Genomic DNA, 17,243 nt, shown 5'->3' with positions numbered 1-17,243 from the left:
AGGTCCATGTTGCGCCGCAGTCGATTGACCGTGCCGTGAAGTGCGCCAAGGCATTGTCGGAGCGGACCACTGCGAGCAGGTCACCCTTGTCCGTGAAGATGATGTTCGGTTCCTGATGACGTCTCTACCGCGGACATTCTGCTGGTTGATTCCATCGTGCCGGAGGATCGGACAGCGCCCGGACTGTGACCTGCCGCGAAGGGCACCGTCTACATCGCCGCATCCGCCGCCGTGCAGGTCCAGGGCAGGGTACTGAAGAACGGCGTTGCCGTGGGCATCCCCGGGCTGAGAGACAAGAAGAACCCCGTCTCAGGACAGGACTCACTCGTCACCGTCACGAACACGCTCTCACTCAACGCCGGGTTCCCCTTGTTGGCGCCCCTGCCTGATCGCAATTAATGACCGGGCTGTCAGCTGCCCGGCCCTTCGATGGCGACGTTAGATAGTGCATCACGGATGGCTGCGACAGTGGGGTCGGTGGATGGGTGGACGAGGATTGATGCGGGCCTCCCACCTATGTGACCTTCTACTAGGTACATATCTCCGCTACGGGTGACTGTTGCTGACTCGTTCACCCAGCCGGCACCGGAACTGACACCGAACAATGCAGGTTTCACCATATCCGCTACCCCCTTTTAGGGGACCAACATTAATTGCCCTACCTCCTGGAGCAAGGGGTGGAGGCAATTCTTCCGCCCGGATTTTTGCCGGAATAAGAAGTAGGCTTATTATTTCCTCAAGCCTCTCCTCGAAGGCACCGAAGGGAACCAAACAAAATGCCAGACCCGATCCGCTTCACCTACCAGTGCGGCGAATGCGGCAAAGACATTAAAGACCGCGAAGGATACTTGTGGATCAGCGTCACTGATGCCTACCGGGTGAAGGACGAGCGGAGGAACTGGCAGGCAAATCATCCTCCCGCTGACGACAACCAGAATCCTGGCCCCTCATTAGGTGGTGACATGAGGGATCCGGACGAGGTGCACTGGGCTCCTCTCCACAGCGCATGTGATCCCCGCAGCGGTGACGTTGTGGAGTACACGGTGGGCGTCGAGGAAGTCCGAACCTCACTAGATCTACTCAATTGGGCACTCGCCCTTTTGGATAAGGACTGGTTCGAGTACACGAACTGGAACACATTGGTCCATGAAAGGATCGACGCTGCCGTCGGTCGATCATCGGTTACGTCGACAACTCGGGGGCAGCTCGTGAGTAAAGGCGTGCTAGATCTGGATCCAGACAGATGGGATCTGTCTTCTAAACCTCGTCCGGAAGTGGACTAAAGGCGCCGAATCGAGCCTCTTTGCGGCCGGCGTAACCCTAGGGCGGAACATTGCGGATTAAGTGCCCCCAGCTACAAAACCACGGCTGGGGGCACAACCCAGAGCCCCTGCTATGACTCAGGCGGCGGCTCGCCACCCCCCAACGGACTGAACGAGCCGCCTACCACCAACACCCCAACCGTGTCAGTGGTACTAAGTCCTTACCCGCAGACAGAGAGCAGTAAACGACTAGTCAGACCTCGTCGGATACTTCGCCCGGCTGCTATCCGTTCAGCCGTCACCCGGTACGCCTGGTTCGTGCGTCCGCTCTACGAGGAACTCCTGCAGCGCGGCTGCGCGTTTCGCTTGGGCCCGTCAGCACGAGTGGCCGGCAGGGATGACCGGCTATCTTGCCTTCTTTCGGGAGACAAGGGCCGTGTACCTCCAAGCACCGGACCCCCAGGCGCATGCCCCGATCCGAAATGGCGGCGCCCGAAGGCCTTCAACTCGCTACTGCTTATTGCGCTGCCACTGCACTGCATGCCAGAAAAGCAGTCCGATGATTGCCAGCGTGCCGCTCAATACCGCGTAGGGCGTGAAGTTCATCAGTACATATGTCATGGGCATTTCGGTAACCGGACCATAGACGCCATCAGGGCCGAAGGGGCCATCGGGAGGCGACGTGACATCCATATGGACCCACACGCCGCCAACTACCAGGAAACAGGCAAGCGCCCAGAGGACGACGATGAACGGATTAACGAAAACCCTTTTGGGTTCCCTCCCCTCCGTGCCGGATGAGTCCATGCCCGAGGTTGCTGTTTCCTGATCCAGCGGATTCCCATTCTGGTCCAGTTCACGGAACGAAATCTGGTTAGCCTTGGCCTGCTCCACGTTTCCCCCTGCCGGTTCGCACTGCTACCCCTGCCACTACTCAGACCTTAGTCTCCTAGCCAGGCTTGTCCGGGTAAGCGGGGAATTTTCTCTAGTGGCTACCAAAAGCCGGGCATAAACTGGGAATTGGCTACGTAATGAACACGGCTTACGTGTTTGATGTGCCCCTTGGAACGGAGAGCAATTATGCTCAAGACCCTGATGTGCAAGCTGAATTTACGTCATGCCTGGCACATAGAAAGCAATGAAGATGGCGGCCGTTACAGGCGATGCAGCCGCTGCGGTAAGTTCGACACGCGGGGTGGTGGGTCTGGCGATTGGGCCGCTCCGATTGGGATGTGATGACCCCTGCACGGCCTCGAGGCGGTCAGCGGGAGCCACACAACGAACTGCCCATGCCGTCCTGGATTCCGGATCAGGACTCCTGACGCTGAGTGATCCATTTGAGGAGTACGGGCTGGTGACGCCCGACGGCGATGCCGGGCACTCGTTTTCGCTTGCGGTTTATGTGCCCATACAGACAAGACCCTGGCTGCAGCGGAGGCCGCCCAAGCCACTGTTGGTGAGCCGGCCATGACTTTCGACAGTGGTGACAGGTTCGCCTCCATCGTTGACCAGCTGGTTGCCCTTGCTGTCCGTGACGGGCGAAAAGCGCATGAAGTTCCTTCGAAAGGAGTGACTAACGATCATCTCAGTGCGTACTCCACAGCCCCGGCAGTGCACCGCGTAGTTGGTTCTTGGAGAAGCAAGTACAGGGGTGCCACCCCGCGCTAAGGGGAGGTCAAAGTCGAGTACGTCTTACTCGTGTGGCACTGAGGACTCCGGAGTTCACTGGGAGTGGAAGCCAGCACCGCTGGCTTCCACCAGGATTAGTGAGAGAGCCACTTTCGCACCTGGTGCTACTCCGGGGGGAGTGCGGAGATGAGTAAAGCCGAGAAAGAGAAGCTACGTTACTGCGATTACTACTGGTGCATGTCGCTCAAGGACTTCACCGAATGGGTAGAGGCTGAAGACGGCCCCGAACCCGGATTGTCGTATTCAGACAACGGCTGATGCTAGCGAAGGACCGGAAAGCTCAGTTTTCGGTCTTGATCAGGAGCAGTTCGTAGCCCTCGGGCACTTTAGCCTCGAGTTCTTCCCGACCTTCATGAATGGAGTCAGCCTCCACCTCGATGGTGCTGGTTTCTGTGGAACGGATCACGCCAATTAGTTTCACCGCAACACTTTATACGTTCGGAGGCTCGGCGTCCGGCCTCTGGTCTCCCTTATGGCCGCGCAGGTTTTCCTGGACCTTGCCGAACAGATCCTTGATGGTGGATTCAGTATTAGTCAACATGTCAGGCTGCAGGTAGACATTTTGCGACGGCGGCAGGCTGTAGTGGGACGGTAGTCCCCCGGCGCCGTCGACCCCCTCCAAAGCAATAGTTACCCCACCTTCCTTACGGGCGATCGCTCCGATACGGCCGAAAACCACCGTGAACTCGTCTGGTTGGAAACTGACAGTTTGGCCAATATGCATGCGGTTCAACTCCGCGGCAGGAAGGGCCCTTTCATTGCCGGTCCCGAGATAGTCCATGTTTTTCTCCTAGAGCTAGGTAGCGGCTTATGCGTGCAGTCTAGTAAAAGGGCATGGATGGGAGATAGGGCTGGAGGACTCCACGATCCACTCCCTGAATCGACGACCAGAAGGGCGCGATGATTGCGATGCCTGGCAATGACTACGATTTTTTCAGCGTGTGGCGCGTCCCCGGAACCGTGGACGAAGTCCTCGCGATCCTGACCGATGCCGGATCCTTGCCGTTCTGGTGGCCCTCCGTCTACCTCAGCGTCGTTCCCGAGCCTTCCACTGGAGGCGATTCTGCAGAAGGAGACCCAGGGCAAGACGGCGACGGCGATCCCACCGGCGCCGGGCAGAGATACCATCTGCACACCAAGGGATGGCTCCCCTATACCCTCCGCTGGACAATGACCCCTGAAGGACCTGCAACCAGGGAAGGTTTTGCCCTCAGCGCCACCGGTGACCTGACAGGAACCGGCCGATGGTCCTTTAGCCAGGACGGGCCCGAAACTGTTGTCACATACCGTTGGCAGGTCAGCGCCGAAAAGCCACTGCTTCGGCGGCTGGGCTGGCTGTTAAAACCTGTCTTCAGCGCGAACCACCGGTGGGCCATGGCACGTGGCGAGGAAAGCCTGACCCTGGAATTGCGGCGCCGCCGCCACGCCGAGGCAGGTACCTTGGATGATGTTCCCCCTCCCCCGGCAGCAACTTTCCGCTTCTCGAAATCCGGCTAGAATCGAAATCACGTGTCCAGCCAATGAGCCGTGAGGAGGTTTCCGTGGCACCCGTGTCCGCCCGGATCCCCTTCCATCTGCTGCGCTCTACCACCGTCGCTGCCACCATGGTGCTGCTCGCCGCCCTTGCCCACATCCTCGGCGGCGGTTCCCTTCCCGGAGCCGGAATCATGGGGGCAATCCTGGCCATGACAGGCCTGGCCTCAACGCTGGCCACCAGGCGGCAACTCAGGCTACCGGCCATGACAGCAGTCCTTGGTACAGGGCAATTGGCCCTCCATGAGGTCTTCACCGCACTCAGCGTTCCGCCATCAGGGGCGGCTTCGGTGGTTAGGGAAAGTCATCACGCCCGAGGCCAGGCGGGCTTTGCTGATGAGGCCGGGTTCTCGTTGACGGAGGCTGCTGCCCAGAGCGCCGGGCATGCGCACCAGGTTGATTCCCCCTTAGCGGCGCTGATGCTGACAGGCCACGTGGTGGCCACCCTCGTCTGCGCCACGTTACTTGCCCGGGGCGAGGCAGCGCTGTGGTTCCTGGCAACCTGGCTCCGCCCGCTCGTTCAGTTACCGTCTCCGCTGACGCTCGACGGCGGGACGCTACCCGCCGTCGTCAGGGCCGATAGGGACTTCACTCCCCTTCCCTGGCGGAACCTCAGGCAAGACTGCCGACGCGGACCGCCCGCCGCCGTCGTACTTTCCTGACTCAACCCGGCACTGCCGACTCCCGCGCTCCTTTCCATCGCCCGCGGTCAAGTGACGGGTTCCTTCCCTCACTTCAGTGCGCCCCGAATGGGCGCGCACCCCGAAAGGCATTTCCATGAACAAGTCCATCCTTCGCCGCGCCATCTCAGTGACCGGTGCCATCGCCGGAACAGCGGCCCTGATGATGGCGGGTTCCGCGGGGGCGTCTGCCCACGTGGGTATCAGCCCGGACAAGACCACCGCCAATTCGTACGCCCTCCTCACGTTCGGCATCCCGCACGGCTGCGACACCTCAGGAACCACCAAGGTGACCATCACCCTGCCTCAGGAACTCAACGACGCCCAGCCCACCGTGAATCCCAACTGGACCATTGAAAAGGTTGAAGAGGAGCTGGCCTCGCCGAAGAAAACTGCCGATGGGGCAACCATCACCAAGCGCACCAGCAAGATCGTTTACACCGCCAAGGCACCCCTGGACGCGAAACTGCGGGACGCCTTGGTGTTGTCGGTCAAACTTCCTGACGCTGCCGGCACAACTCTCTACTTTCCGACGCTTCAGAACTGTCAGGTGGGCCAGACGGACTGGGCTGAAATCCCCAAGGACGGCCAGGACCCGCACTCACTTGCGGCACCCGCTCCCTCGGTGACCATCTCGGATGGCTCCCCGCAGGCAGAGGGATCCCATGCCAACGAACAGCATTCCGGCACCTCCGCCGCCGCCGTTGATTCCGCCGCCGATCAGGGTGCGGAAGCGAGGAGCTGGGCCGGCCTGGCCGCCGGCGTGGGAGGACTTGCCTTGGGCGGCGTAGCCTTCATGCGCAGCCGGGGCACCAAAAAGGCATCGCTCCAGTCTGCAGATCCTTCAAGCTAGCAGCATCAGTTCGATGCCTGGAATTACAATCCGGGCGTCAATCCCCCGCCGTCGTCGTGGCATCGTTGACTCGCAGGACCTCTACCGTAAGGGTGTAGCCATGAGGTCTCAGAGAATCAGCATTGTGTCTGCAGTCATGACGGCGGCGGGGGCCGCTCTTCTTCTGACGGCCTGCGGTCCCAGCCAACCGCAGTCGCAGCAAACAACCCCGGCAGCTTCCCCCTCCAGCAGCTCCTCATCGGCTGTTCCGAGCGAAACGTCCACTCCCAGCAGCAGTCCCCCGGCGCCGTCGACGCCCACGGCGGGGGGAACGCCGCTGTGCCAGGCCTCGAACCTCACGGCCAGCACGGATTCATCAGGCGGAGGGGCAGCCGGCAGCATCAATATGCAGCTGGTGCTCACCAACTCAGGCTCAACCCCTTGCATACTTCGGGGTTTTCCCGGCGTCTCGCTGACGGCGGACGCGGGTGGCGAGCCGATCGGGGCGCCGGCCACAAGGGACGAGTCCACGCCGGCAGCCGACGTCGTGCTGGCGCCGGGTGCAGCGGGAACGGCGCCTTTGCGCTATTCCCAGGCCGGAAATTTCCAGGACTGCACGCTCACGCCGGCAGCCGGCTACCGGATTTATCCTCCCGAAGACAAGGCCTCCCTTTTTATCCCGCAGCCCACAGATGCGTGCAGCAATGCCGCGGTCACGTTGCTCAGTGTGGGAGCCTTCCGGGCCCAGTAGCACCGTCCACTTACCGGTGTTTGAGCTGGACTCAGCCGGTTCATCAAGCGGTTAAATCGCCAGGGGAGGCGTCAGATATGGCGTCGGCGGAAGCGTCGGCCGAAGCGTCTGCCGTTTTCGGCGGACTCACGGCATCGCGGGCAAAAGCCACGCCCAACCCGATCAGGCCCAGGCCGAATGCCACATGCAGCCAATTATCGGCGCTGCTAAACGGCACCACGTTGAGGGGGGAGTCATGGGGAATGATCAGCCCGAAAATCCACAACACCAGATAAGCCACTCCCGCGCCGATGAGGAAGGTACGGGCCTGCATGGCCAGCCGCGCCATGAACAATCCAACAACTCCTGTGGCAAGGTGCACCAGGTTGTGCAGCACTGAAACCTGGAAGACACCGAAGAGCAGCGCGCCGGAATGATGCCCCCAAAACGCCATCGTGTCAGTGCCGCTGGTGATCCCGGGAACGAACCCCAAGCCTCCCATCAGGACAAATAAGATACCAGCAGCCAGAGCGGATTTCTGAAGCGCAGTCCGCTTGCTAGTGCTCCGGCCGGAAACGTGGACTGCGTTCATGGTTGCGCTCCTGCTCCTTGGCGGCTGTTCCTTCACAGGTACATGGTAAGTATACTTATGAAATCTTCCGACGCCCCGCTGAAGGAAATCGGGGCACGAGCCGAGAGGCAGGCGTGAACCGATGACTTCACTGTGGCTGGACCGCCCGGACACTTTCAAAAGCGACGAGTTTCTGCCGGGAACTTCCTATGACACGGCAATTGCAGGCGCCGGACTGACCGGCCTCGTCACCGCGCTCCTTCTGGCCCGATCCGGGAAAAACGTTGTCGTCCTGGAGGCACGCACTCCGGGCGCGGTCACCACGGGAAATACGACGGCGAAAGTAACTCTCCTGCAAGGCACTGTGCTATCCCAGCTTCGGGGCCAATACTCCCAAAAGCTGGTCGATGCCTACGTCGAAGCCAACCGCGAAGGCCAGGCCTGGCTCCTGCGGTACTTGGACTCGAACAACGTCACTTACCAGACCAGGGATGCCTACACCTATGCAGCAACCCTTGATGGGGTCGAGAAACTGCGCGAGGAATTCACAGTCGCTCTTGCTGCCGGCCTGGACGTGGACTACACCAAGGATCCCGGCCTTCCGTATCCCGTCAGGGGTGCAGTTGCTTTGGCCGATCAGGCACAGATTCACCCCATCGACGTGTTGGATACGTTGATCGCTGATGTCCGGAGGCACGGCGGAAAAATTGTCTCGGGCGTCCGGCTGACAGGGGCCCAGGGCACGGGGCCACTCGACATCGAAACCACCCGCGGAAAGGTCCGGGCCGAGGAACTGGTTCTGGCCACGGGTACGCCGGTTCTGGACCGGGGGCTCTACTTCGCCAAACTCAAGCCGGGGCGCTCCTACGCAGCAGCCCTCCGGCTGCCCGGATCGATGACACCGCCCAACGGCATGTATATCTCCGTTGAGCAGCCCACACGCTCCTTGCGCAATTACCCTCTCGATGGCGAGCGGCTTCTCCTGGTCGGCGGAAACGGCCACGCTGGAGGCCGCATGCAGTCCGCCAAGGCGCACCTGGACGGACTCGTGGAGTGGGCCCAAGGCCACTATCCGGGAGCGGAAACAACGCATACCTGGTCTGCCCAGGACTATCAGCCAGTGAACCTGATGCCCTTCTTCGGCAAGATGCCCCGGGGCAGCGGCAGGATTTTCCTTGGCACCGGCTACAACAAATGGGGCATGACGAATGCTGTTGCGGCGGCCTTGGGAATATCGGCGGATATCCTTGGCGGCCAGATTCCCTGGGCCGACACCATCCACCACAAGGTTACTTCTCCCCCCGGTGCTGCATCAGCCGCGTCCCTTAATGCCGACGTCGCTGCGACTGTTTTCAAGGACTGGAGCAAAGTCGGGCTGAAACGGCTCGACGAAACCAGCCAGGTTCCAGCCGAAGGACGCGGAGTGGTGTCCCGGCAAGGCCGCAAGCCGGTCGCGACCTCCACGGTGAGCGGCAGCGCGTGCAAGCTTTCTGCGGTGTGCACGCACATGGGTGGAATTGTGCGCTGGAACGACGCCGAAAAATCCTGGGATTGCCCGCTGCACGGTTCACGTTTTACCAACGAGGGCGACGTGCTTGAAGGTCCAGCTACGCATCCTTTGGCAAAGCTTGATTGAGCTGGCATTCCTGTCAGTGCCTTAAGGCATGATGGAGAAATGGAGGGTCAGGAAGCCGGGCAGGGGAATCGGGAGAACCAGGGGATCCATGGGAACAGGCGGGCCGGAACCATGGAACGGTTCAGCCAGTCCACCCGGGAGTGGTTCCTGGGTGCCTTTTCTACGCCCACTCCCGCTCAGGAGGGCGCCTGGAACGCCATTTCCTCAGGTTCCCACGCCTTGGTGGTGGCTCCCACAGGATCCGGGAAGACTCTCGCCGCGTTCCTCTGGGCCCTGGACCGGCTCCTTGCTGCTGACAGGGTCCTGACTGAGACTCCCCCGGAGGATGCTTCTGCGGTTGAAGCCGTTGCGCCCGGCGGGGAGGGCTCGCGGGGAAAAGGCAGAAGGATCAAGGCCCTGAAGCGGAAAACACGGGTCCTGTACATTTCCCCACTCAAGGCCCTTGGCGTCGACGTCGAACGCAACCTCCGTGCGCCCCTGATCGGCATCACACAGACAGCAAAAAAGCTGGGGCTGCCTGCCCCGCTGATCACGGTGGGGGTCCGCTCAGGAGACACCACGACGGCGGACCGGCGCGCATTGCTGACCAATCCTCCTGACATCCTGATCACCACGCCGGAATCGCTCTTCCTCATGCTGACGTCCCGGGCGCGGGAAACCCTGGCTGAGGTGGACACCATCATCGTCGACGAGGTCCACGCGGTGGCCGGAACCAAACGCGGAGCCCATCTTGCTGTCTCACTGGAACGCCTTGATGCACTTCTGCCCAAGCCCGCCCAGCGGATCGGGCTCTCTGCAACCGTGGAGCCCAGGGAGCTTGTGGCACAGTTCCTGGCAGGTTCGGCACCCTGCGAGATTGTGGCGCCTCCGTCGAAAAAGAACTGGGACCTCACCGTCTCCGTTCCGGTGGAGGACATGTCGGATCTGCCCGGGGCCGCAGGGGCCTTTGATTCAGGCCCGGCTTCCGGACTCCAGCCGCAGGCCTCCATCTGGCCGCACGTCGAGGAAAAGATCGTGGACCTGGTGCTGGCCAACCAGTCCACTATCGTGTTCGCCAACTCCCGGCGGCTGGCTGAACGGCTCACCGCCCGGCTTAACGAGATCCACGCTGAGCGCCAACTGTTAGCTGCCGGCGGAGGATGGGAGGGCGCGCCCACAATTTTCGATGCCCCGGCCCCGTCCTCTTCTTCATCCCCTTCCGCAGGCCCGGCCTCCCTTGCGGCGGGCGCGCCTAATTCCGCTGCTACCCCTACTTCCACCGCCACCCCGGCCCACATGATGGCCCAGGCCGGCAGCACCTCGGGTGCCGATCCTGTCCTGGCCAGGGCCCATCACGGGTCTGTATCCAAGGACCAGCGCGCCCTCATCGAAGACGACCTCAAGTCTGGACGGCTCCGCTGCGTAGTGGCTACGTCATCCCTGGAACTCGGCATCGATATGGGCGCCGTTGATCTGGTGGTGCAGGTGGAGTCTCCGCCCTCCGTGGCCAGCGGCCTCCAGCGTGTTGGCCGTGCCGGGCACCAGGTCGGTGAAATCTCCCAGGGCGTCCTGTTCCCGAAACACCGTGCCGATCTCGTCCACACAGCCATCACCGTTGAGCGGATGCTCGGGGGCAAGATCGAACGCCTTAGTGTGCCTGCCAACCCCCTGGATATCCTGGCCCAACAGACGGTTGCTGCCACTGCCCTCGGCAGCATCGACGTCGAGGAGTGGTTTTCGACCGTCCGTCGTTCCGCTCCCTTCTCGAGCCTGCCGCGGTCAGCTTTCGAGGCCACGCTGGATCTGCTGGCCGGCCGGTATCCTTCCGACGAGTTCGCTGAGCTCCGTCCGCGGATCATCTGGGACCGAAACGCCGGCACCATCGAGGGGCGCCCCGGCGCCCAGCGCCTGGCAGTGACGTCCGGCGGCACCATTCCGGACCGGGGGCTGTTTGGCGTCTACATCATCGGAACCGAAGTGGAGGGGACGGGCTCCTCCGGTTCCTCTGCCTCTTCCGCCCCAGGAAGCCCGGCGCCAGCGGGCTCAGCGGCCAAGGGCGGCCGCCGCGTGGGTGAGCTCGATGAGGAAATGGTCTATGAGTCCCGCGTTGGCGACATCTTCGCGCTCGGTGCCACCAGCTGGAAAATCGAGGACATCACGCACGACCGTGTCCTGGTTTCACCGGCTTTTGGCCAGCCCGGAAAGCTCCCCTTCTGGAAGGGCGACTCCCTGGGCCGCCCGGTTGATCTGGGCCGCGCGCTGGGCGCGTTCGTCCGTGAGCTCTCCGCGTCCGACGTCGGGCCTGCCACTGAGCGGTGCAAAGCCAGCGGGCTTGACGACTTCGCGGCCAACAATCTTCTGCAGTACCTCGCTGAGCAGCGGCAGGCCACCGAAGTGGTGCCCAGCGACACAACGCTGGTAGTGGAGCGGTTCCACGACGAACTGGGCGACTGGAGAGTCATTCTGCACAGTCCCTTCGGTATGCCCGTCCACGCCCCCTGGGCCCTGGCCGTCGGGCAGCGGCTCCAGCAACGCTACGGGCTGGACGGATCTGCCATGGCTGCTGACGACGGAATTGTGCTCCGGGTGCCCATGATGGAAGACGAGCCTCCGGGGGCCGAACTCTTCCTGTTCGATCCGGAGGAACTGGAACAGATCGTGACGGCCGAGGTAGGCGGCAGCGCCCTCTTTGCCTCGCGGTTCAGGGAATGCTCGGCTCGTGCCCTGCTGCTCCCCCGGCAGAATCCCGGAAAGAGACAGCCGCTCTGGCAGCAACGGCAAAGATCGGCCCAGCTGCTCGATGTCGCCCGGAAATACCCGTCGTTTCCGATCGTCCTGGAGACCGTCCGTGAGTGTCTCCAGGACGTCTATGACCTCCCGGCCCTCAAGGACATCGCAGCATCGGTTGAACGCCGCGAACTCAGGATCGTCGAGACCACTACCCAGCAGCCGTCACCGTTCGCCAAGTCCCTGCTTTTTGGGTACGTTGCCCAGTTCCTTTACGAGGGTGATTCCCCGCTCGCCGAACGCCGGGCAGCGGCGCTCGCGCTGGACTCCACGCTCCTCAACGAGCTCCTGGGCCGGGTGGAACTCCGGGAACTCCTGGACCCCAAGGTCATTGAGGCGACCGAGCGGGAACTCCAGCGCCTTGCATCTGATCGGCGGGTCCGGGGAATGGAGGGTGTGGCCGACCTGCTTCGGCTCCTCGGCCCTCTCACGCCTGAGGAAGTCTCCTTCCGCCTCGACTCAGCCGGCGCGCATGCCACACCAGCCGACGCAGCCGTGCACCTTGCCGCCCTGCAGCGCGCCAACCGGGCTCTCAAAGTCAACATCGGCGGCGGCGAACGCTTCGCGGCAGTGGAAGACGCCGCCAGATTGCGGGATGCTCTCGGCGTGCCACTCCCCATGGGTGTCCCCCTGGCCTTCATCGAACCCGTGGCCGACCCGTTGGGAGACCTTGTGTCCCGCTACGCCAGAACGCATGGGCCGTTCACCTCTGCCGAAGCGGCCAACCGGCTGGGACTTGGCGTCGCCGTCGTCAATTCCGCCCTAAAGCGTCTGGCGGCGGACGGGCGCGTGGTTGAAGGGGAGTTCCGTCCCCATGTTGCACCTGAGGAGAAGCCGGACGTTCCTCCCGAGGAAGCTTTTTCCGGGGCGGCCTCGGCACCCTCACCTCCGTTGGCTTCGCCTGCTTCGGTGTCCGCTGCGCTGGCCGGCACGAGTGAGTGGTGCGACGCCGAAGTCCTCCGCAAGCTCCGCCGCAGGTCCTTGGCTGCACTCCGCGCGGAAGTGGAGCCCGTCGATGGCACAGCCTACGGCAGGTTCCTTCCCGCCTGGCAGAATGTGCTGACGCCGGGTGGCAGGCGTGGCCAGTCCGTGCTGCGCGGTCTGGACGGGATCATCACTGCAGTTGATCAGCTGTCCGGTGTGCCTATCCCCGCCTCGGCCTGGGAGCCACTGGTTCTGGCAGGCCGCGTCGCCGATTACCAGCCGGCGATGCTTGACGAGCTCATGGCTGCCGGGGAAGTCCTCTGGTCCGGGGCAGGGGCGCTGCCCGGCAACGACGGCTGGGTGAGCCTCCATGTGGCAGATTCTGCGGAGCTGACACTGAATCCGAACCCTGACTACCAACCCGGCGACGCCCAGCTCCGCCTGCTCGAACACCTCCAGAACAACGGCGGCGGCTACTTCTTCCGTCAGCTGACGGACATCGCAGGCGGAATGGATTCGGTCTTAAGCGATTCCGATGTGGTCACCGTACTCTGGGATTTGGCTTGGGCGGGCCGGGTCACCGGTGATACCTTCGCTCCGGTGCGTGCTTTGATCGCCGGTGGCCATACCGCCCACAGGCAGGTAGCCCGGGCGCCACGTGCCCGCGCTCCGAGGATGAGCCGCCTGGGCCGGGCCCATGGAACCGGGCTGCTTGGATCTCCGGGGCTGACCGGCGGTAGGTATGGGTCGCTTGGCAATGCAGCGCCCACTCCCCCTCTGGCCGCCGGGCGCTGGTCGGCGCTGCCGGCACCGGAACTTGACCCCACCATTCATGCCCGGGCCAGCGCCGAGCTCCTGCTGGACAGGTACGGAGTGGTCACGCGCGGTTCGGTCATGGCCGAAAACATCTTGGGTGGCTTCGGACTGATGTATAAAGTCCTGGCGAGGCTGGAGGAGGCGGGACGTTGCCGGCGCGGCTACTTCATCGAGCACCTTGGGGCTGCCCAGTTCGCAGTCCCGGCCACAGTGGACCGGCTCCGCTCGTTCGCCGAGGACTCTCAACTGGCCAAAGCAGAACCCATTGCCTTGGCCCTTGCAGCCACCGATCCTGCCAATCCCTACGGCGCGGCTCTTCCGTGGCCGGTACTTAGTGTTGAAGCCGGCAGCGGCCACCGCCCGGGACGGAAGTCGGGAGCCCTGGTGGTGATGGTCGACGGCGCACTGGTGTTTTACGTGGAACGCGGCGGCAAGACCCTGCTCGCCTTCAGCGAGGACACCGCGATCCTGGCCTCTGCCGCAGCGGCGTTGGTGGGAGTGGTACGCCGCGGCGCCGTGGACAAGCTAGTGATGGAGAAGGTCAACGGCCACGACATTCGGGAGACCCCGGCCGCCGTTGCGCTGACCCAGGCCGGCGCCTACACCACCCCTAAGGGACTGAGGATCCGTGCCTGAGGGGAGGATCCGTGCCCGAGGGTGATTCAGTGTGGCGGGCGGCTGCACAATTGCACTCCGCCTTGGCTGGCCAGCAACTCCTGTCCTCTGACTTCCGGGTGCCGCGCTTCGCTACGCTCAAGCTCGACGGGTGGACGGTCAGCGAGGTGGTGCCCCGTGGCAAACATTTACTCATGAGGCTTCAGGGTCCCGCGCAGGAACGGCTCACCATCCATTCCCACCTCAAGATGGAGGGCGCCTGGCAGGTGTACCCGCCAGGCGGCCGGTGGCGCAAACCGGGGTTCACGGCCAGATGCGTTCTGCGCACGGCTGCGGCAGACGCCGTCGGGTTCTCCCTGGGAATACTGGAGGTGGTCAAAACCGCGGACGAGGACTCTGTGGTGGGTCACCTGGGACCGGACCTCCTGGGCCCTGACTGGGACACTGACGAGGCCCAGCGCCGCATACTCACCCGCCCTGAGGTACCCATCGGAGTGGCGCTCCTTGACCAGCGGAACCTCGCCGGCATCGGGAACATTTACCGCTGTGAAGTCTGCTTCCTCTCGCGCATCCACCCGGCTGCGCCCGTCTCCGCAGTAGCCGACCTTCCCGCCCTCCTTGAGGACGCCAAGCAATTGCTGGAAGCCAACATCGGGTCTGCCCGCCGCACCACCGTGATGAGACCACAGGGAAAACCCGTAGGCCGCAGTGGAGGGCGTCCCGGCTACTGGGTGTACGGCCGGGAACACCGGCCCTGCCTGCGCTGCGGGGCGCCCATCCGGTACGGCGTCCTTGGGAACAGTGCCCAAGGAAGAAGCAGCGCCATCGAGGAACGGGACATCTACTTCTGCCCAGAGTGCCAGCCGGAGCCCGCAGCCTCCTGACCATGAGTACTGTGGCACTGCGGCACCGGGATCCTGCGGGACTCAGGCAGCCTGGACGGGCATCTGCTCCTCGTCGTCCACGGCATCCAGTGCCACCGCCGGAAATTCGGGAACCATGAACTTCGGCAGGAGAAGCTGCACCAGCGGCCCGATCGCCAATGCGTAAACTACCGTGCCCACGCCGATGGAACCGCCCAGCAACCACCCGGCCGCCAGCACCACAACTTCGATCCCCGTCCTTGACAGGCGAACTGACCAGCCGGTCCTGCGGGCCAGGCCTGTCATCAGCCCGTCCCTGGGCCCTGGGCCGAGGCGTGCACCGATGTAGCAGGCGGAGGCGATCCCATTCAGGAGCACCGCGCCCACCAGCAGCGCGATCTGCCCGCCAAGGTGGGAGAACTCCGGGATCAGGAGTAATCCGACGTCGGCAAATACGCCCACCAGCACTGCATTGCTGAGCGTGCCGATCCCAGGCCGCTGCCGGAGCGGAATCCACAGGAGCAGTACAAGGAAGCTCACCACCACAACCACCATGCCGATGCTCCAGCCCACCTTGCCGGCAAGGCCTTGGTGGAAAACGTCCCAAGGGTCCAAGCCGAGAGCTGCCCGGATAAACATGGACAGGGAGAATCCGTACAAGGCAAGGCCAATAAAAAGCTGAGTCAATCGTCGTGTCATCACTGAACCATGTTCTCCACAACTGGCCTTGTAATCCATAGCCAGTCTGCAATACTGGCCTTATGGCTGGCTCCTTGAACCCCAGTGCGCTGTCGCGTCTCCTCGGTGAGTGGAACCTTGGTGCCGCGCCCGCCTATCGCGAACTGGCCGACGTCGTCCGCCTCCTGATCCTGGACGGGAGGGTGCCGCTTGACGTGGCCCTTCCGAGTGAGCGGACCTTGGCATCCACTTTGGATATCAGCAGGACTACGGTCACCGCCGCTTATGGAAGCCTGCGGGACCAGGGATTCCTCAGCAGCCGGCAAGGCAGCCGCGGCCGCACATGTATCCCGCAACGCACACTTCCGGGTGAGAATCCGGCAGGGGCCGCCGGGGCCTTAACCGCCAGCCCCGGCCTGGCGGTACCTGAGGGGCTTCTTGACCTCGCTTACGCCTCGCTGCCGGCCAGTGGCGAGGTGGTCCACCGGGCGTTCGCGGCAGCAATCACTGAATTGCCTGCGCTGCTGCCGGGGTTTGGGTATGACACCCTGGGCGTGTCGGCTCTCCGCCAGGCCATAGCAGCCCACTACAGCAGGGCAGGTGTTCCCACTGATGAAGAGCAAATCCTGGTCACATCCGGAGCCCAGCACGCCCTGAACATTGTGTTGCGCACCTTGGCAGGCCGGCAGGACCGGGTACTCGTGGAGCAGCCCACGTACCCCAACGCCCTTGACGCTATTCGTGCCGCCGGCTGCCGCCCGGTTCCCGTTCCCTTGCCTTCTGCTGGCGGTTTGGGCTGCGACCTCGATGCCCTGAGTTCCACCATGATGCAGCTGCGCCCCAAGATGGCCTACGTCGTCGCTGATTTCCACAACCCCACCGGCAGGCTCATGCCGGATTCCCAACGACGCCAACTGGTGAAGGCGGCAGCAGCGTCCGGCACCGTTCTGGTGGTGGATGAAACGCTGCGGGAACTGAATCTCGATGGCGTGGTCACCACCCCCGTGGCCGGGTTCAGCTCCGCCGTCGTTTCCATCGGATCACTCAGCAAATCCCACTGGGCCGGTTTGCGTTCAGGATGGATCCGCGCAGACAGGACCTTGATCCAGAAGTTTGCCGCCGCAAGGAGCACCCTTGACCTCGGCGGCCCGGTGGTGGAGCAGCTGGCTTCGGCGCATCTGGTCCGCTCGCTGACTGAACCCTTGTTTGGCCGGCTCTCAGCTTTGCGGAACAACCGGTCGGTGCTGCTGGAACTCCTTCAGGAGCACCTCCCGCAGTGGCAGGTGGAGCGGCCGAGTGGCGGCCTCTCCGTCTGGTGCCGGCTGCCCACCCCAGCCAGCACAGCCCTGACAGTGATCGCTCCTGACTTCGGCATCAGGCTCGCTGCCGGGCCACGGTTCGGCGTTGGTGGAGCCTTCGAGCACTACCTGCGTGTCCCCTTTACCCTCCCGCCTGCACAGCTCGAAACCGCGGTCCATGCACTGCGTTTAGCCCAGGACCGGCTCAATGCCGCCCCGCAGCTCCGGCGAACCCTGAAGGAACCCAGGCAATCGGCCATCGCCTAGGGCCGGCCCCGGACGCGCAAACTGGCCGGGACACGGATATGCCTGCTGGACACGCAAACGGACCGAGGACACCCGAATCAGGG

Annotated in this window: 16 protein-coding genes; 10 read left to right on the top strand and 6 right to left on the bottom strand. The window is 63.2% G+C overall.

Annotated features, from left to right (window positions below):
* Window positions 1-776 precede the first annotated feature (776 nt).
* Window positions 777-1,283 (top strand): hypothetical protein, encoded by a 507-nt coding sequence (locus tag M1D88_RS03560; RefSeq protein ID WP_458113228.1) that lies wholly within the window; start codon window positions 777-779, stop codon window positions 1,281-1,283.
* A gap of 489 nt (window positions 1,284-1,772) precedes the next feature.
* Here the strand turns inward: M1D88_RS03560 and M1D88_RS03555 are convergent, their stop codons facing one another.
* Both M1D88_RS03555 and M1D88_RS03550 read right to left on the bottom strand, forming a co-directional pair.
* Window positions 1,773-2,156, bottom strand: a complete 384-nt coding sequence (locus M1D88_RS03555) for a hypothetical protein (protein WP_458113227.1) — start codon at window positions 2,154-2,156, stop codon at window positions 1,773-1,775.
* A gap of 504 nt (window positions 2,157-2,660) precedes the next feature.
* Entirely contained in the window at window positions 2,661-2,813 is a 153-nt protein-coding gene (locus tag M1D88_RS03550; RefSeq protein WP_458113226.1) for a hypothetical protein, read from the bottom strand.
* A gap of 264 nt (window positions 2,814-3,077) precedes the next feature.
* On the opposite strand from M1D88_RS03550, the gene M1D88_RS03545 reads away from it, so the two are divergent.
* The gene (locus M1D88_RS03545) at window positions 3,078-3,209 is read left to right on the top strand and encodes a hypothetical protein (RefSeq protein ID WP_281507219.1); all 132 of its coding nucleotides are present in this window, start codon (window positions 3,078-3,080) and stop codon (window positions 3,207-3,209) included.
* A 22-nt stretch (window positions 3,210-3,231) separates the two neighbouring features.
* Here M1D88_RS03545 and M1D88_RS03540 read toward each other — a convergent pair whose 3' ends face one another.
* Window positions 3,232-3,372 (bottom strand): hypothetical protein, encoded by a 141-nt coding sequence (locus M1D88_RS03540; protein ID WP_458113225.1) that lies wholly within the window; start codon window positions 3,370-3,372, stop codon window positions 3,232-3,234.
* A gap of 9 nt (window positions 3,373-3,381) precedes the next feature.
* On the bottom strand, window positions 3,382-3,732 hold the full coding sequence (locus M1D88_RS03535; protein ID WP_458113224.1) for a hypothetical protein: 351 nt from the start codon (window positions 3,730-3,732) through the stop codon (window positions 3,382-3,384).
* A gap of 128 nt (window positions 3,733-3,860) precedes the next feature.
* Here M1D88_RS03535 and M1D88_RS03530 point away from each other — a divergent pair, with 128 nt between their 5' ends.
* The 4 genes from M1D88_RS03530 (at window position 3,861) to M1D88_RS03515 (ending at window position 6,747) form a co-directional block, all read left to right on the top strand.
* A complete protein-coding gene (locus M1D88_RS03530) occupies window positions 3,861-4,448 on the top strand; it encodes an SRPBCC family protein (protein WP_458114415.1) in 588 nt (195 codons plus the stop codon).
* Window positions 4,449-4,492: 44 nt separating this feature from the next.
* Complete coding sequence (locus M1D88_RS03525; protein ID WP_458113223.1) at window positions 4,493-5,146, top strand: hypothetical protein; 654 nt, start codon at window positions 4,493-4,495, stop codon at window positions 5,144-5,146.
* 115 nt (window positions 5,147-5,261) lie between these two features.
* On the top strand, window positions 5,262-6,017 hold the full coding sequence (locus tag M1D88_RS03520) for a YcnI family copper-binding membrane protein (RefSeq protein WP_458113222.1): 756 nt from the start codon (window positions 5,262-5,264) through the stop codon (window positions 6,015-6,017).
* Between the two features lie 13 nt (window positions 6,018-6,030).
* The gene (locus M1D88_RS03515; RefSeq protein WP_458113221.1) at window positions 6,031-6,747 is read left to right on the top strand and encodes a DUF4232 domain-containing protein; all 717 of its coding nucleotides are present in this window, start codon (window positions 6,031-6,033) and stop codon (window positions 6,745-6,747) included.
* Window positions 6,748-6,790: 43 nt separating this feature from the next.
* Here M1D88_RS03515 and M1D88_RS03510 read toward each other — a convergent pair whose 3' ends face one another.
* Complete coding sequence (locus tag M1D88_RS03510; protein WP_458113220.1) at window positions 6,791-7,318, bottom strand: DUF4383 domain-containing protein; 528 nt, start codon at window positions 7,316-7,318, stop codon at window positions 6,791-6,793.
* Window positions 7,319-7,439: 121 nt separating this feature from the next.
* On the opposite strand from M1D88_RS03510, the gene M1D88_RS03505 reads away from it, so the two are divergent.
* From M1D88_RS03505 to M1D88_RS03495, 3 genes are all read left to right on the top strand, one after another.
* Window positions 7,440-8,933 (top strand): FAD-dependent oxidoreductase, encoded by a 1,494-nt coding sequence (locus tag M1D88_RS03505; protein WP_458113219.1) that lies wholly within the window; start codon window positions 7,440-7,442, stop codon window positions 8,931-8,933.
* Between the two features lie 111 nt (window positions 8,934-9,044).
* Window positions 9,045-14,075 carry a DNA glycosylase AlkZ-like family protein gene (locus M1D88_RS03500; RefSeq protein ID WP_458114414.1) on the top strand — a complete coding sequence of 1,677 codons (5,031 nt, stop codon included), beginning with the start codon at window positions 9,045-9,047 and terminating at the stop codon, window positions 14,073-14,075.
* An 11-nt stretch (window positions 14,076-14,086) separates the two neighbouring features.
* Window positions 14,087-14,938, top strand: a complete 852-nt coding sequence (locus M1D88_RS03495) for an Fpg/Nei family DNA glycosylase (protein ID WP_458113218.1) — start codon at window positions 14,087-14,089, stop codon at window positions 14,936-14,938.
* Window positions 14,939-14,980: 42 nt separating this feature from the next.
* Here M1D88_RS03495 and yczE read toward each other — a convergent pair whose 3' ends face one another.
* Entirely contained in the window at window positions 14,981-15,619 is a 639-nt protein-coding gene (yczE, locus tag M1D88_RS03490; RefSeq protein ID WP_458113217.1) for a membrane protein YczE, read from the bottom strand.
* A 59-nt stretch (window positions 15,620-15,678) separates the two neighbouring features.
* On the opposite strand from yczE, the gene yczR reads away from it, so the two are divergent.
* The gene (gene yczR / locus M1D88_RS03485) at window positions 15,679-17,160 is read left to right on the top strand and encodes a MocR-like transcription factor YczR (RefSeq protein WP_458113216.1); all 1,482 of its coding nucleotides are present in this window, start codon (window positions 15,679-15,681) and stop codon (window positions 17,158-17,160) included.
* Window positions 17,161-17,243 lie beyond the last annotated feature (83 nt).

The organism is Arthrobacter sp. R1-13 (assembly GCF_054161475.1).
Note: the sequence above shows the minus strand (reverse complement) of the source record. Positions and strands in the feature narration are given on the sequence as shown.